Here is a 15,613-nt window from a genome sequence, read left to right on the forward strand (position 1 = left end):
CGCCCGGTCACGGCGACCCGAGTTCACGCTCCCCGAGGGGCTGGAAGCAGCGCTCGACGTCGGCGTCGGTGACCTCGGTCAGCACGGCGGGGCGCCAGCGCGGGTTGCGGTCCTTGTCGACGATCTGGGCGCGGATGCCCTCCACCAGGTCGGGGCTGGTCAACAGGGCGCAGGAGACGCGGTACTCCTGTGCCAAGACCCGTTCCAGGGAGCCGAGTCCACGGGCCCGGCGCAGCGCGGCCAGGGTCACCTTGAGCGCGGTGGGCGACTTGGCGAGCAGCGTCTCGGCGGTCGCCTTCGCCGCCGGTTCGCCGTGGTCGAGCAGCCGCTCGACGACCTCCTCCACGGTGTCGGCCCCGTAACACCCGTCGATCCATGCCCGCTGCCCGGTCAGTTCGCCGGGCGGCGGTGGCTGGACGTGTCGGGCGAGCGCTTCTGGCACGGTCCGGTGGGCGAGGTCGTCGAGAAGTTCCGGCAGGGCACGGGACGGTACGTAGTGGTCGGCGAGTCCGCACAGCAGGGCGTCACCGGCCCCGACCGCGGCGCCGGTGAGGGCCAGGTGGGTGCCCAGTTCGCCGGGGGCCAGCGCCAGCAGATGGGTGCCGCCGACGTCGGGGACGAAGCCGATTCCGGTCTCGGGCATCGCGACCCGGGAGCGCTCGGTGACGATCCGGACGCTGCCGTGCGCCGAGACGCCGACGCCGCCGCCCATCACGATGCCGTCCATGACGGCGACGTACGGCTTGGGGTAGCGGGCGATCCGGGCGTTGAGCCGGTACTCGTCCCGCCAGAAGGCGGCGGACGCGGTGCCGTCGCCGTCGCGGGCGTCGTCGTGGATCGCCCGGATGTCACCACCGGCGCACAGGCCGCGCTCCCCCGCCCCGGCGATGACCACGGTCTCGACCGCCGGATCCCGTTCCCACTCCGTCAGCGCCCGGTCGATGCTGCGCACCATCTCGTGGGTGAGCGCATTGAGGGCCCGGGGCCGGTTGAGGACGATGCGGGCCGCCCGCCCCGCGGTGCTCAGCAGGACGGGCCTGTCGATGTCGGTCATCCGAACGCCTCCGTCGGTCCGCGAGCCACGACGGCTCGCAGGAGGGCGCCGCTCGACGGCGCACTCCCCGGCCGCACTGGCGGGACCGTGCCGGATTCTCACCGGCTTCCCCGCGCCGCGGTCCTCGCCGGCGACTATATGTTTGGACGTCCTACCAAATCCAGCCCGTCGACCGCCCCGGCACGCCAGCGCCGCCGACGCGTCCCGCGGTCGCTGGTTCGAGCCGGGCGACGACAACGGCTGGCAGCACACCGTGAAGGACTCATCCTCCGCCGGCCGACGCCTTCATCAGGCCCGGCAGGGCGCCGGCGACCTCGTGCAGGCGCTTCGGTCACCACCGAAAGGGTTCGGAGCCGGCCAGCCGGTGCAGGGAGAGTGGGGCGGAGCGCCACCGACGGAAGCAAGGCCGGCTTCGCCCTTCGTGCTCGCCGCGGGAAAGGAGGCTGCGGCCGTCGAAGCCGGGGCCGTACGTGCCCGTCCGGTCCAGCGCCGAGGCAGCACCCGATCACGACAGGAGGGCCGACATGGCCGTGGAACCGCACAATGGCGTGAGCGTCTCGACCTCCGAGCGCCCGAACGAACTCGTGCTCCTCGTTCCGGCCCGCGCTACGTCCCGTACTTCCTCACCGCAGTTGGCGACCGTGGCCACGCCAGCCGATCTGGTGGACCGGATGCACCAACTGAAGGTGGCGTCGGGGCTGACCTACCGACAGATCTCGGACCGCGCTCGCGAGGCGGGCGACTTCCTGCCGTCGAGCACGCTCGCCGGTGCCCTCGCACGGCACACCCTGCCGCGCGCAGAGCTGGTCGCGGCGTTCGTCCGCGCCTGCACCGACGACGAGCAGACGGTCCAGTCCTGGACCCGCGCCCGGAACGCGCTCACCCTCCGTACCACCCCGACGCCCCGCCGACCACCTACTGCCCCCGACCCCGGCGCCGGGCCCTCCTCCTCACCGGCCGGCCACCGGCGTGCCGCAGACCACGGACGTCGACCGCTGCTCGCCTTCGTCCTGGGCGCCCTCTTCGCGGCCACCGTGTCGCGGGCCGTCACCCGAAGCCCGCAACGGTTTGCTGACGGAGTCCCGGAAGCCGCCTGACGCAGGAGTCACCACCATCGCCCGCTGGAGAATCCGCAGTCACCCTTCACACGACGGCCAGGGAGAAAACGCGTGTTACGTTTCCACTTCACCCCGGAGGACCTGGCTCGCACCCGTGTGGTCGCCACCTGGGGCCCGCTGGGCGAGACCTTCTTCAGTCTGATGACGTTGCAGCAGTCCCACATGGGTTCCGCCTTCGCGGGGTGGCGCGAGCGGCTGTTCGACGACCCGCTCGCGCACCGGACGCTGCGCAACCCGGCCACCACGCTCTTCCGCGGCGGCGTCCTCGACCTCTTCACCCTCACCGGCCACGCAGCCACCCTGGACCAAGGGCTCGAAGCCCTCGTCTCCGCCCGCCCGCGCCACTTCGCAGCAGAGCTCGCGGACGCGGAGGAGAGCCATGCCTTCTACTTCCCGGCCGCGTCGTCGTGGGCGGGCGCACGCTGGGGCGACCCGGCACGCGAACGCGGCGACCGCAACGACCTCGTCAACTTTCTCCGCGAGTACCACGACACCGCCGTCCTGCCTTACTGGAAGCGCATGCACGCACGACTCGCGGCAGAGCAAGCCGCCCTCGCTCGTACCCTGGCCGAAAGGGGCATCGACGCGATGCTGGCCTCACTCCCGGCGGGATTCCGCTGGCGCCCCCCGGTGCTTGAGGTCGGAAGGGGCCCGGTGACGGGGGAATCACGCCTCGGCGGCCGCGGCATGATGCTCGTTCCGTCGATCTTCTGCCAGAACCGACCGACGTCCTACGTCAGTGCTTCGGACGAGCAGATACCCGTCCTGCTCTTCGTGCCCCTCGTCCGCAACGTCTCCGACACGGCACGCGTGCTCGCCGACGACACGGCGGAACTCGCCGCCCTCGAAGCCCTCCTCGGGCGCACCCGCGCCCGCGCCCTGGACGCCATCGGCCGGGGTCCGTGCACCACCGGGCAGCTCGCCGAGCGACTCTCCGTCTCCCTCCCCAACGCGAGCGAACACGCCACCATCTTGCGCAACGCCGGTGTCATCTCCACCACTCGCCACGGCAGCGCCGTCCTTCACACGCTCACCGCACTCGGCACCACCCTCCTCAACGGCGGATAGCTCGCTGCACCTGCGCGGGGCGACTTCGTGGATCGCGCCCGCACGGGCCAAGAAGCCCTCCCCGCCTCAACCGTCCAGAAGCCGACGAGGTTGGATGGCACCATGATCGGGCGACAGCGGGGCAAGAAGAGGCGAACTCCCGTCGGCACGCCGAGGGACATCACCCTGTTCTCGACGCCAGAAGGCTGGCGTCACAGCGTCCGCACGGTGGAAGGCGGAACGCTCTGCGGGCGCCTGGTCGACGTGCCGGTCGACGCCAGCCCAGCCGAGGCGCAGGGCGCAGCAGCGGCCGTGGTGGCGGGGCTCGCGCACGACTTCCACGGAGCTCACATCGACGTGATCTGGGACCCAGCGGGGGAACCAGGGTCCTGGACCGCCCAGGTGCTCATGGTTGCGTCCCTGCCGAACACCCGTGATTGGGCGACAAGCCCAGCGCAAGCCTGACCCGATGGTCCGGCCCACCCGGAGCGCGTGAGCTGAGCATTGGGCACGCGCGCTCCCGACCCGCCCGCCTATCACGATGGAAGACATGATGAGTGGCATCCTCCCTGCCTGGACCGCCATCACCGACTGGCTGGCGGCCCACGCACCCGCTTCGCACGCCGCCCTACAGCCAGGCGCCACCCCGTCGGACGTCCGTACCGCCGAAGCCGAACTGGGCGTTGCCCTGCCCGCCGATCTGATGGCGCTGCTCGCCGTGTGCAACGGAACGGTCGACGCCTCCGCGCTGGAGCGCGATCCGGACGAACACGACCCGGGGCTCTTCGTCGCGCAGCACCATCTGCTGCCCTTGGCGGAAATCACGGCGGTCCGCGAAAGCGTGGGCGGCCCCGAGGACTTCTGGGGTGCCTGGGTGCCCTTCGCCGTCGCCGACTACTCCCTCGCACCGTGGGGCGGCCTGGCGATCGACCCCGACGGCCGGCTCGCCGGATTCAGCCTGGCCAACGGCGAACCACCGGCACTGCTTGTCGCCCCCGGACACCGCACTCTCGCCGAGTTCCTCGACGCCCTGGCCGAAGCCCTCACCCGAGGCACCGGACCGCTCACGGGCGAGATCCAACCCGGCCTGCACCACGGTTCACCCGGCTGGGGACGACCACCGGGAGGCGGCGCGCCGTTGCCCCCTGCGCGCCCCGGGACCGGACCGACGGACTGAGCCCGGCGACGAGGCGGCCCCTGACAGCGGCTGCGTCAGCGCGCCCTAGGTGTATTGCCCTGTGAGGTTGGGGACGCGGCTGGCGGGTGGTTTGCCCGCGAGTGCGGTGCGGACCGCCGACGTACCTCTGAGCGCGGCCATTTCCTTCGTCCCCTGCACGACTCGGCATGCCCCCGTGTCCTGGTCGACGAGGATGGGCCAGCTCCCGCCGATCCTGATCTGGCGCCCCTCTTCGTCCTTCGCCGTGGGGTACCAATTGAAGCCGTAGACGCCGGTGACGGCCGGCGTGGCCCACAGACGGAGCTGGAAGCCCCACTCGTCCCAACGGTCGGTCAGGGTCCGGCCGAAGTCTTCCGCGAGCCTCCGCGCTTCGCTCTCCTCCAAGACGCTCCCTTCATCGCTGCCACCGGTGGGGGTACAGACGCTACGCCGGTGCCACCGCAGGCAAACCTCCGGCGTACGGCAATGCGACGAAGGTTGTAGTCCACGCGACCTGACACGGTCACCGGCATGGGACCTTCGCCCCGAAGCATTGCTTGGCGAGCAAAGTGATCGGCAGAGTCTGGTTCGGGCCCGTTCCAACGATCAGCGTGTGGAGGCATTCGCCCGTGCTGCGATTCCAGGTACTCGGCCGTCTATCCGTCACCAACGAGCTGAGCGACTGCACACCGACCGCACCCATGGCACGGCGCGTGCTGGCGCAACTGCTCCTGCACGCCAACAACATCGTCATGCTCGACGCGATCATCGACGAACTGTGGGGTGACAAGCCGCCGAAGAGCGCCGTCCCCACCGCGCAGACGTACATCTACCAGCTCAGACGACAGTTCGAGCCGTGGGTGGCCAAGAACAGGGTCGAAGACGTCCTCGCCACGTGCGGTGCGGGCTACATGCTTCGGGTGGCCCCGGACCGGCTGGACCTGGCGGCGTTCCTCCGGCTGACCAAGCAGGGGCGCACCGCGCTCGACGCCGGTGACGCGGCCACTGCGGGACGGCTGCTGCGGCAGGCGCTCAACCTGTGGTCGGGGCCGCCGCTCGCCGACGTGACGGCGGGCCCGTCGATCCAGGCGCACGTCGTGCGCCTCACGGAGCAACGGGCGCACGCCGTCGAACTGCGCATCCAGGCGGATGCGATGCTGGGCCGGCACCGGGAACTCGTCGGCGAGTTGAAGGCCATCCTCCTGTCCGACCCGCTCAACGAGTGGTACCACGCTCAGTTGATCAAGGCGCTTGCCTCCAGCGGCCGACGGAACGAATCGCTGATCGCGTACCAGCACCTGCGCAGCACGCTGTCGAACGAACTCGGGCTCGAACCGTCGGACGTGTTGAGGGAGTTGCATCGAGAGGTCCTGGCGGGACGCGACTCCTGGTCGGACTGGGCGGTGTCGTAGTCGTGGGAGTCCCGCTGGGACGTCCCGCCCTACCGGGGGGAGACGGTGCCGGATCGGGGATCGCCGGGGAACGATCCTCGATCGCGCAGGTGCCCACTACACCCCTCGCACAGCATTCCTATCCAGCACGGGCGATGAGCCCGATGGAAACTGCCTTGTTGACCGCGTCGAGCCGGGACCGAGCACCCAGCTTCGTGAAAATGGCCCCCAGATGACGCTTCACCGTACCCTCGGCGATGGTCAATCGCCGCGAGATCTGGCGATTGCTCATCGCCTCGCTCACCAGGGTCAGGATCTCCAACTCCCGCCTGGTGAGCATCTCCAGGTAGTTCGACGCCGAGGCGATGGAGGTCAGCACTTCGGCGGACACGTGCAGCACGATGCGAATGTCGTCTGCGCACACCGCGCGGATGCTGGCCACCAGGTCGGCCCGGCTCACCCACTTGTTCAGATAGCCACGGACACCGCAATCGAGCAGTTGGCGCACCAGCACCGGCACTTCGTCCATGCTGACGATCAGCACTCTGGAGTTCGGAGATATCGAGTGGATTGAATTCACGATGTCGGCGATCGGCTCGCCGGGGACGTTCGCGTCCAGCAACACGACGTCGGGTTGCTCCATTTTGCATTGCAAGATGCCGCACGCCCCGTTGTCGGCTTCGCCGACGACGGTCATATCGCTTTCCATTTCGAGCACTTCGCGCATCACTTCGCGCAGCAGCGTATGGCCGTCGATCAGGACTATACGCAGCCGACCTCTATGGTCAGGCCGCATGGCCCGCCCCCGACTGCACGGAGACTCTCCACACCAGTGGCGAAATTTCTGCAACGCGGCGCACCAGTAGGCGTCGAGCAAGCAGTCGAGCGTGCCCCGCGGAGCACGCGATTAAGTTGACACAAGTAACCAAAGCAATTCCGGAGGCCGCCCGTCTTTCGCCGCGCCGGCTCGGAGCAAAGGCATACGCCAGCATTTTGATGGCATCGCCGACGGCGCAACTTGCGCTTTCCACTGACACCCGTGCCACAGAATCCGCCATTGATCCCCCATATCACATGTTGGCTGGCATGTGACATACCGTAGTCCGCCGTCCAGCCCCCTGACAAGATCGACGTGTAGTGATCACGTCATAACACTGCCCCTATCGACACCCCCTAAACAGGGAGGTATCGCCGTGCAACATCCGAGAGAGAACGCTCAAGTTCAGCCACGGAGTACACCGCGACCTTTCCCGGTCTGCCCTGCTGCGAGGCTGGAACAGTTCGTTCCGTAGGAGAATTCAAGACACCCCGGGCCGCTTCGGCGCCAATGCCGCCGCGCGCGCCCCGGCCAGCCTCCCCGGGCATGCGCAGTTCCTTTCCGGCCACAGATTGTTTGAGATTGCGCACCCCCACTTCGACGCCCGAACGATAGTCGTGTACATGCCGTTGACGGTCATCTCAAAATCTGGACAAAGAAGCGTCCCGCAACATCGCCGTCACACGGATCGCATCGAGGTCGCCGGCTCGACGGGGACGGCCGGGTGCCCGTTCGGTGAGCACCCGCGCACCGCGTCGATTCGGCGTCGATTCGGCATCGAAGGCGGCGGCGCACATTTGACGAGACATCAAAAAGGCGAACGGCCCGACCGGCGGGGATCGACGGCCCGCTCGGCACCGCACTCCTGACGCACCTGTGTGAAACAAGGAAATGGATCGATGACCGGCATACCCCCTGTGACCGCGTACCCGCTGCCCACCGATGGCGATCTCCCTTCCCCCGCAGTGGACTGGAGCCTCGACCCCGAGCGATCCGTCCTGCTGGTCCACGACATGCAGCGGTACTTCCTCAGGCCGCTGCCCGGAAGCCTGAGCGATCCGCTCGTGTCCCACACGGCGCAACTGCGCGACCGCTGCACCGCTCTGGGCGTCCCCGTCGCCTACACCGCTCAGCCGGGCGGAATGAGCAAGGCCGAACGCGGTCTGCTCCACGACTTCTGGGGCCCGGGGATGCGCACGACTCCCGAAGACCGTCAGATCGTCGACGCCCTCGCACCGACCGACATCGACTGGACGTTCACCAAGCGGCGCTACAGCGCGTTCTTCAGGACCGATCTCCTCAAGCGCATGCGCACCGCGGGCCGCGATCAGCTCGTCCTGTGCGGCGTCTACGCCCACGTCGGCGTCCTCGCCACCGCGCTCGACGCCTTCAGCCACGACGTACAGCCGTTCCTCGTCGCGGACGCCACCGCGGACTTCTCGCAGGAGTACCACCGGTTGGCCCTCGACTACGCGGCCGAGCGCTGTGCCCTGGTCACCACGGTGAAACGGGTCCTGACATGACGGGCGGCGAGCCCGACGGCCGTGCGGAAGGCGGCGACCACCGCGAGACCGATGTGCTCCGCCGGGAGATCGATGTGCTCCAGCGGGATACGGACGTGCTCCAGCGGGTGCTGGCCGGGCAGGCGGACGCGTTCGCACTGCTGTACCGACCCGGCGTCACCGGCCCGGACGTCATGGAGGTCGTCGAGGGCACGGTGGCCTTCCCCGCCGCGCTCGCGGACATTCCCCTGCCGCCGGCCCCCGGCTCGGACTCGGCCGCTGAGCCACGGCACGACGTGCTGGTACTCCTTCCCTACCGGCAGCTCGTCGAGCGCGGATTCGCCTGCGTCGACGACGGAACGCCACTGGTGGCCATCGACATCACCCACCAGCAGCGGTTGCCGCTGGCCGAAGCGCTGACGCGCATCCCCCAGGTGCCGACCCGACTGTCGGGCGGCGGCTTCGACGTGGACGACGAGGCGTACGAGGAAGTGGTGCGCAGCATCGTCGAGGAGATGATCGGTACGGGCCAGGGGGCGAACTTCGTCATCAAGCGCACGTACGTCGCGGACATCACGGACCACGGCCCGCACGTCGCCCCCGCGCTCTTTCGCCGGCTCGTCGAACGGGAGTCCGGTGCGCACTGGACCTTCCTGATCCACACCGGCACCCGGACCCTCGTCGGCGCCTCACCCGAGCGGCACGTGAGCCTCGAACTCGGCACCGCCGTGATGAACCCCATCAGCGGCACCTACCGCTATCCCCCGTCGGGTCCCACGTTGGAAGGCGTGTTGGAGTTCCTGCGCGACGGCAAGGAGACCGACGAGCTGTACATGGTCCTGGACGAGGAACTCAAGATGATGGGCCGCATCTGCGACGCGGGCGGCCGGGTCGTCGGCCCGCGGCTGAGGGAGATGGCCCGGGTGGCGCACACCGAGTACCTGATCGAAGGCACGACCGACCGCGACGTCCGGGACGTCCTGCGCGAGACGATGTTCTCGCCCGCCGTGACCGGGAGCCCGCTGGAGAGCGCCTGCCGGACCATCCGCCGGTACGAACCGGAGGGCCGCGGCTACTACAGCGGCGCAGCGGCGCTCATCGGACGGGACGCGCACGGCAGCCGCGCGATGGACTCCACGATCCTGATCCGTACGGCGGACATCTCCGCCACGGGCCGCGTCGGCATCTCCGTGGGCGCCACGATCGTGCGGCACTCCGACCCCGGGTCCGAAGCGGCCGAGACGCGGGCCAAGGCCGCCGGGCTCCTGGCCGCGCTCAACGAGGAACCGCGGCGCTTCGCCGGCCACCCGAGCGTCCGCGAAGCGCTGGAGCTGCGCAACGAGGCGATCGGTTCCTTCTGGCTCGCCGGCGACGCCGGGCGCACCGGTCCGCACCCGCGGCTGGCCGGCGCCCGTGCCCTCCTGGTGGACGCGGAGGACTCCTTCACCTCGATGCTCCAGCAGCAGCTCACGTCCCTGGGCCTGGAGGTGACGGTCCGCCGCTTCGACGAGGACGGCTCGCTGACGGACCACGACCTCGTGGTGATGGGCCCCGGGCCCGGCGACCCCCGGGACACGACGGACCCGAGGATGCGGCACCTGCACGCGACGGTGGACACCCTGCTGCGCCGCCGTCACCCGTTCCTCGCGGTCTGTCTCAGCCACCAGGTGCTCGGTCTGCGGCTCGGGCTGCCGGTGCGCCGCAAAGCGGCACCCAGCCAGGGGGTGCACCAGGAGATCGACCTGTTCGGCGCCGCCGAGCACGTCGGCTTCTACAACACCTTCGCACTCGCCTGTGAGCACGACGTGTTCGCCGCGGCCGAGGTGGGCGCCGTCCAGGTGAGCAGGGACGCCGTCAGCGGGGAGGTCCACGCGCTGCGCGGCCCGGGCTTCACCTCCGTGCAGTTCCACCCGGAGTCCGTGCTCACTCACGGCGGTCCACGCATCGTGGGCACGGCCCTGGCCGACGTCCTGGATCGGGCGTCCGTCATGGCGGGCTGATCGGACGTCCCGCCCACGCCGCCCGCGGCGCCCCCTGTGACGAGTGAGGAGCCCATGCACCAGTACGTCGTCGTCGACGCCTTCTCCGCCCGCCCCCTGAGCGGCAACCCCGTGGCCGTCGTTCTGGAGGGCGACGACCTGACCGCCGAGCAGATGCAACGGATCGCCCGGGAGATGAACCTCTCCGAGACCACGTTCGTGCTGCGTCCCCGCGACCCCGACGGTGACGCCCTCATACGGATCTTCACCCCGGTCAACGAACTCCCCTTCGCCGGACACCCGCTCCTGGGCACCGCCGTGGCCCTGGGCCGCCGCGCCGGCACTGACCGGCTGCGGTTGGAGACCGCCATGGGCGTCATTCCCTTCACCCTGGAGCACGTCGGCGAACGGGTGGCCCGGGCGAGCATGAGCCAGCCGGTGCCCTGGTGGAAACCGTTCGACCGGACCGACGAACTGCTGGACGCGCTGCGCATCGGCGCGTCGGCCCTTCCCGTCGAGATCTACGTGAACGGCCCGCGGCACGTCCTCGTCGGGCTCGACAGCGTGGCGGCCCTGTCGCAGGTCAGCCCCGATCACCGCGCGCTGTCGTCCTTCGCGGACCTGGCGGTCAACTGCTACGCCGGCAGCGGGAGCGCCTGGCGCAACCGGATGTTCTCGCCGGCCTACGGGGTGGTGGAGGACGCGGCCACCGGGTCCGCGGCCGGCCCCATCGCCATCCATCTCGCACGGCACGGCCTGAGCCCGTACGGGCAGGACACCCGCATCACCCAGGGCGTCGAGATCGGCCGCCCCTCGCTCATGGAGGCGCTGGTGCACGGGCAGGGCGACCACGTCGATTCCGTCGAGGTCGGCGGCCACGGAGTCGTCACCGCCGAGGGGGTGCTCCATGTCTGAGCCCCATCTGCCGCCCGCGGCCCCGGACGGCGGCCGTCCGCACGCGACGCGGTCGGAGTCGCTCACCGGGACGCATGAGGTGCCCTTCCCCGAGTACCACGTGCCGCCGGTCGAACCGATGGGCCTGCTGGCCGCCTGGCTCGAACGCAGCGCGTCCCTCGGCGTTCGGGAGCCGCGCGCGCTGTCGCTGGCCACCGCCGACGCTCGCGGCCGCACCTCGTCGCGCGTCGTCGTCCTCGGCTCGGTGACCGAGGACGGCATCGGCTTCGTCAGCCACGCCGACAGCCGGAAGGGGCGGGAGCTGGCCGAGAACCCGTGGGCGTCGGGCGTCCTGTACTGGAGGGAGACCAGCCAGCAGATCACGCTGGCCGGCCCGGTGCACCGGCTCCCGCACTCCGACGCCCGGGCCCTGTGGGAGGCGCGGCCCGTCTTCACCCACGCGATGAGCTCCGCCTCCCGGCAGAGCCGCCCGCTGGAGGGCCCCGCCGACGTGGCCGAACTACGCGTCAGGGCACGGGCGCTGGGCGCGTCGCAGCGGGCGCTTCCGTGCCCCGAGACGTTCGCCGCCTACCGGCTCGTGCCCGCCGCCGTGGAGTTCTGGGCCAACGGCACCGACCGGCTGCACGAGCGGCTGCGTTACGAGCGCACGGCCGACGGCTGGAGGGTCGACCGGCTCCAGCCGTGAACCACCGCTCTGAGGCGGGCGGACCCCCCGGGCCTCCCCGGGGGCTCGCCCTCAGCCGGCGGGCACCGCCTCGACGACCGAGGCGTGCGAGGAGGTGTCCGCCACCCCGACGACCGTGAACCCCGCGGCCGCCAGCAGCGCTTCGTACTCCGCACGGGTGCGGCCCCGCCCGTTGAGGACCGTCATCATCAGCACGTCCCCGGTCTTGCCGGCGTGGGGCTCGTTGCCCGGCGGGATCAGCGCGTTGACGACCAGCAGGCGGCCGTGCGCGGGCATGGCCGCGCGGCACGTCCGCAGGATGCGCACGCACTCGTCGTCGCGCCAACTGGCCAGTACGTGTTTGAGGAGATAGACGTCGGCGCCGGACGGCACCGAGGAGAAGAAGTCCCCGGCCACGGCGGTCCACCGACCGGCCAGCTCGGGGAGGTCGAGTTCGTGTCCGGCGACCACGGATTCCAGATCGACCAGGGTCCCCGTCATGTGGGGGTTGCGCAGCAGCACGGTGCGCAGCAGCCCGCCGCGCCCGCCGCCGACGTCCACGGCGCTCCTGCATCCGGCGAAGTCGAAGGCATCGACCACCTTGTTGCTGAGCACCTGCGAGAAGGCGGCCATGCTGGAGTTGAACGCCCGGGCGAGCCGCGGGTCGGCGGCCACGTGGTCGTAGAAGGGGACACCGCGGATGGACTCGAACGCGTTGGTCCCGGTGCGCACCGCCTCGTGCAACTGGGCCGCCGACTGCCAGAAGACCGGCTCGCCGCGGACCAGGACGTAGTCGCGCAACGACTGGGCCGCGTCCGTACGCAGCAGTCGCGCGGACGGCGTGAGGTGGAAGCAGCCCGCCTCGTCCTCCCGGAACACCCCCTTGGCGGCGAGCAGCCTGAGGACCCGGTAGAGGTACGGGCCGTCCACGCCCGCTGCCGCGGCGAGTTCTCCGGCCGTGCGCGGACCGTCCGTCAGGTGGTCGGCTATGCGGAAGCGGGCGGCGGTGTTCAGGGCGGCCGAGTAGAGGTAGCCCAGCGAGAGTTCGAGCAGCTCGTCCGTGGCCTGTGCCGCAGCAGCGGAGCCGGGGTCGTGCCCGGCGTCGGCGCCGTGCGGGGTGTCTGCCGCGGGCCGCGGGGCCGCGGTCTCGCGGAGGGTGCCTGCCATGGGTGATCTCCCCTTTTCCTGATGTTCTCCGACTCCTCTGACCTGCGCCGGTGACGGGTCCACGGGGGCCCGGGCCGGCGCCCGCAGTCTGCCGGGGAGCCTTCGGGGGCCGTTCGAGAGTCAGGCCAGCACCGCGCCGTGTCCGTCGACCGGGACGACGGGGACGGCGTCCCTCGATCGATCCTCAATTCGGCGTCAAACGGCGGCGGTCATGATCCACGTGTCCATGCGCGTGCCACCGGAGTCACGGCCGCATGAGCCGTTCCTCAGCCGTTCCTTCCGGAGCATCCGGATCAACAGCCTCTTAAGGACACATCATGGTCACCAGAAGACGTGTGCTCGGCGCAGGGCTCGCCACCGCTGCCGTGGCTTCGACGGGGGCCGCGCTGGTCCCCGTGCTCACCAGCAAGGACGCGGCCGACACCGCGGCCAAGGCGGCCGCGCCGCCGCCCATCGTGCCGTTCCAGACGGCCATGCCGCTGATACCCGTGGCGCAGCCGACGTCCACCACCGGTGGGGTGGACCGGTACGACATCAGCGTGGTCACCGCCACCAAGCAGATACTGCCGGGCCTGAACACCCAAGTGCTCACCTACGGCGGCCAGTTCCCCGGTGCGACCATCAAGGCGCGGAAGAATCGCCCCGTCGTCATCCACCAGCACAACGGGCTCACCGTGCCGGTGGCGCGCCATCTGCACGGCGCCTCGGTGGAGCCGTACAGCGACGGCGGTCCCATGGACCTGATCGCGCCCAACAGCACGCGGGTGTACACCTATCCCAACCAGCAGCCGCACGCCTCGCTCTGGTACCACGACCACGCCCACCACCTGGAGTCGGAGAACGTCTACCGCGGCCTCCAGGGCAGCTACCTCATCGGCGACGACGTCGAAGACGCCCTGCCGCTGCCCAAGGACGCGTACGACGTGGTGGTCCAACTGCGGGACGCGCGCTTCGACGCCGCCGGTCAACTCGTCTACACCATGGGCGACCGCACCCGCACCACCGTGCTGACCAACGGCGTGCCCTACCCCTACTTCGAAGTCGCCGCCCGCAAGTACCGCTTCCGCCTCGCCAACACCTCCAACCAACGCTTCTTCACCCTCCGTCTCTCCGGCAACACCAACATGATCCAAATCGGCTCGGACGGCGGCCTGCTACCCGCCCCGCACACCACACCCTCCCTCTTCATCACCTCCGGCGAACGCGCCGACATCGTCATCGACTTCTCCACCTTCGCCCTCGGCACCCAGATCTTCCTGGAGAGCGTCGCCAGCAACGGCACGGCCGAACAGATCCTGCGCTTCGACGTGACCCGCACCGCCAGCGACCCCAGCTCCATCCCCCCGGTGCTACGCACCCTGCCCCCGCTGCCCACGCCCACCGCCCAGCGCACCATCGTGATGCGGATGGACGAGGACGGCCGGCCCAACCCCCAAGCGTTCATGGACGACAAGGTCTACGACCACAACCGCATCGACCAGCACATCCGCTTCGGCGCCAGCGAGGTCTGGACGGTCACCAACGCCAACACCAGGGCCCCGCACAACTTCCACATGCACCTGGTCCAGTTCCGGGTGATCGAACGGAACGGGGCCGCCCCGGGACCGGCCGAGGCGGGGCTGAAGGACACCGTGGCGGTCATGCCGGGCGAGACCGTGAAGCTCCAGGCGACCTTCGACACTTACGCCGGGGAGTTCGTGTACCACTGCCACATGCTCGACCACTCCGCGATGGGCATGATGGCCACGATGAAGATCGCCTGAGCTGCGGGGCGTCCGCTCGCCCGCGAAGCGCCGGGCGCGCGGTCACCGGTCCGCATGCACGGCGGGCGGTCGACGACGCGTGGGCGAGCGGACGGACGGCTCGAAACGCGGCAGGGCTCGGTCACCACGGTCCGGTGGACGGCCAGCAGATCGGGGCCGTCCGCGCGGTGACCGAGCGCAGTCGGGGCGATACCGTCGAACCCGTTCTGCCGCACGGCCACCTGCTCCCCACGCTCCAGGAGTACGTCATGAGCACCGTCGTCCCACCGCATGCGCTCCACGGCTCGGGCCCGCACAAAGTGCTCGCCCTGCACGGCTGGTTCTCCGATCGGAGCAGCTACCTGCCGCTCTTCCCGTACGTGGACACCGAACGCTTCGCCTGGGCTGCGATGGACCAGCGCGGCTACGGCGAGGCCCGCGAGCTGCCCGGCCCGTACACCACCGAACGCATCGCCCGCGACGCCCTCGCCCTCGCCGACCACCTGGGTTGGAGCACCTTCTCCGTCATCGGACACTCCATGGGCGGCAAGGCGGCCCAGCACGTCGTCGCCCTCGCTCCGGACCGGGTGCGGGCGCTGGTCGGCATCTCCCCCGTCCCCGCCTCGGGCGCCGGACTCTCCGACGCCACCTGGGAGTTCTTCGCCTCCGCCGCCGACGACCCCGCCGTCCGGCGCGCGATCATCAGCACCACCACGGGCGACCGGCTGCCGGGCCCCTGGCTGGACCACATGGTGCGGCTGTCCCTCGCCAACTCCACCCGCGACGCCCTCGCCGGGTACTTCCCCGACTGGGCCGGGACGGACCTGTCCCCGCTCGTCCGGGGCAGCGCCGTGCCCGCACTCGCCGTCGCCGGGGCCCACGACCCCGCCCTCTCCCCGGACGTCATGCGCGCCACCTGGCTCCAGCACTTCCCCCGCGCCACCCTCACCGTGCTCCCCGACGCCGGGCACTACGCCATCGACGAAGCCCCGCTCGCCCTCCTCGCCCACATCGAGAACTTCCTCGCCCCGCTCACCCCCGCGATGGGCGGCTGACCCGTC

General features: G+C 70.4%; 14 protein-coding genes. 10 read left to right on the forward strand and 4 right to left on the reverse strand.

The features are described 5' to 3' along the window. Window positions 1–7: 7 nt before the first annotated feature. Window positions 8–1,054 carry an enoyl-CoA hydratase/isomerase family protein gene (locus tag ACH4E8_RS13935; RefSeq protein ID WP_398447682.1) on the reverse strand — a complete coding sequence of 349 codons (1,047 nt, stop codon included), beginning with the start codon at window positions 1,052–1,054 and terminating at the stop codon, window positions 8–10. Between the two features lie 641 nt (window positions 1,055–1,695). Here ACH4E8_RS13935 and ACH4E8_RS13940 point away from each other — a divergent pair. From ACH4E8_RS13940 to ACH4E8_RS13950, 3 genes are all read left to right on the forward strand, one after another. Then, window positions 1,696–2,151, forward strand: coding sequence for a hypothetical protein (locus ACH4E8_RS13940; protein ID WP_398447684.1), 456 nt, complete (start codon window positions 1,696–1,698; stop codon window positions 2,149–2,151). Window positions 2,152–2,223: 72 nt separating this feature from the next. Continuing rightward, window positions 2,224–3,240: an ArsR/SmtB family transcription factor gene (locus ACH4E8_RS13945; protein WP_398447686.1), complete on the forward strand. Its 1,017-nt coding sequence runs from the start codon at window positions 2,224–2,226 to the stop codon at window positions 3,238–3,240. A gap of 529 nt (window positions 3,241–3,769) precedes the next feature. Beyond that, complete coding sequence (locus tag ACH4E8_RS13950) at window positions 3,770–4,396, forward strand: SMI1/KNR4 family protein (RefSeq protein ID WP_398447688.1); 627 nt, start codon at window positions 3,770–3,772, stop codon at window positions 4,394–4,396. A gap of 45 nt (window positions 4,397–4,441) precedes the next feature. On the opposite strand, the gene ACH4E8_RS13955 is transcribed toward ACH4E8_RS13950, so the two are convergent. After that, window positions 4,442–4,780 carry a hypothetical protein gene (locus ACH4E8_RS13955; protein ID WP_398447690.1) on the reverse strand — a complete coding sequence of 113 codons (339 nt, stop codon included), beginning with the start codon at window positions 4,778–4,780 and terminating at the stop codon, window positions 4,442–4,444. A gap of 224 nt (window positions 4,781–5,004) precedes the next feature. Between ACH4E8_RS13955 and ACH4E8_RS13960 the strand changes: the two genes are divergently transcribed. Then, a complete protein-coding gene (locus ACH4E8_RS13960; protein ID WP_398447692.1) occupies window positions 5,005–5,787 on the forward strand; it encodes a BTAD domain-containing putative transcriptional regulator in 783 nt (260 codons plus the stop codon). A gap of 118 nt (window positions 5,788–5,905) precedes the next feature. Here ACH4E8_RS13960 and ACH4E8_RS13965 read toward each other — a convergent pair whose 3' ends face one another. Then, window positions 5,906–6,643 carry a response regulator gene (locus tag ACH4E8_RS13965; protein WP_398447694.1) on the reverse strand — a complete coding sequence of 246 codons (738 nt, stop codon included), beginning with the start codon at window positions 6,641–6,643 and terminating at the stop codon, window positions 5,906–5,908. An 839-nt stretch (window positions 6,644–7,482) separates the two neighbouring features. On the opposite strand from ACH4E8_RS13965, the gene ACH4E8_RS13970 reads away from it, so the two are divergent. The 4 genes from ACH4E8_RS13970 to phzG are packed head-to-tail and all read left to right on the forward strand — an operon-like array spanning window position 7,483 to window position 11,664. Beyond that, entirely contained in the window at window positions 7,483–8,106 is a 624-nt protein-coding gene (locus ACH4E8_RS13970; RefSeq protein WP_398447696.1) for an isochorismatase family protein, read from the forward strand. Continuing rightward, window positions 8,103–10,085 (forward strand): anthranilate synthase family protein, encoded by a 1,983-nt coding sequence (locus ACH4E8_RS13975; protein WP_398447698.1) that lies wholly within the window; start codon window positions 8,103–8,105, stop codon window positions 10,083–10,085. The genes ACH4E8_RS13970 and ACH4E8_RS13975 overlap by 4 nt, the downstream gene beginning before the upstream one ends. Before the next feature lie 54 nt (window positions 10,086–10,139). Beyond that, complete coding sequence (locus ACH4E8_RS13980; RefSeq protein ID WP_398447700.1) at window positions 10,140–10,979, forward strand: PhzF family phenazine biosynthesis isomerase; 840 nt, start codon at window positions 10,140–10,142, stop codon at window positions 10,977–10,979. Continuing rightward, entirely contained in the window at window positions 10,972–11,664 is a 693-nt protein-coding gene (gene phzG, locus ACH4E8_RS13985; RefSeq protein WP_398447702.1) for a phenazine biosynthesis FMN-dependent oxidase PhzG, read from the forward strand. Before ACH4E8_RS13980 ends, phzG begins: the two co-directional genes overlap by 8 nt. 51 nt (window positions 11,665–11,715) lie before the next feature. Here phzG and ACH4E8_RS13990 read toward each other — a convergent pair whose 3' ends face one another. Beyond that, the gene (locus tag ACH4E8_RS13990; RefSeq protein WP_398447704.1) at window positions 11,716–12,810 is read right to left on the reverse strand and encodes a methyltransferase; all 1,095 of its coding nucleotides are present in this window, start codon (window positions 12,808–12,810) and stop codon (window positions 11,716–11,718) included. Window positions 12,811–13,127: 317 nt separating this feature from the next. On the opposite strand from ACH4E8_RS13990, the gene ACH4E8_RS13995 reads away from it, so the two are divergent. Both ACH4E8_RS13995 and ACH4E8_RS14000 read left to right on the forward strand, forming a co-directional pair. Continuing rightward, a complete protein-coding gene (locus ACH4E8_RS13995; protein ID WP_398447706.1) occupies window positions 13,128–14,573 on the forward strand; it encodes a multicopper oxidase family protein in 1,446 nt (481 codons plus the stop codon). Between the two features lie 134 nt (window positions 14,574–14,707). After that, window positions 14,708–15,607: an alpha/beta fold hydrolase gene (locus ACH4E8_RS14000; RefSeq protein ID WP_398447708.1), complete on the forward strand. Its 900-nt coding sequence runs from the start codon at window positions 14,708–14,710 to the stop codon at window positions 15,605–15,607. Window positions 15,608–15,613 lie beyond the last annotated feature (6 nt).

Source organism: Streptomyces sp. NPDC017979, assembly GCF_044328175.1.
In the GTDB taxonomy this organism is placed as follows: Bacteria; Actinomycetota; Actinomycetes; order Streptomycetales; family Streptomycetaceae; genus Streptomyces.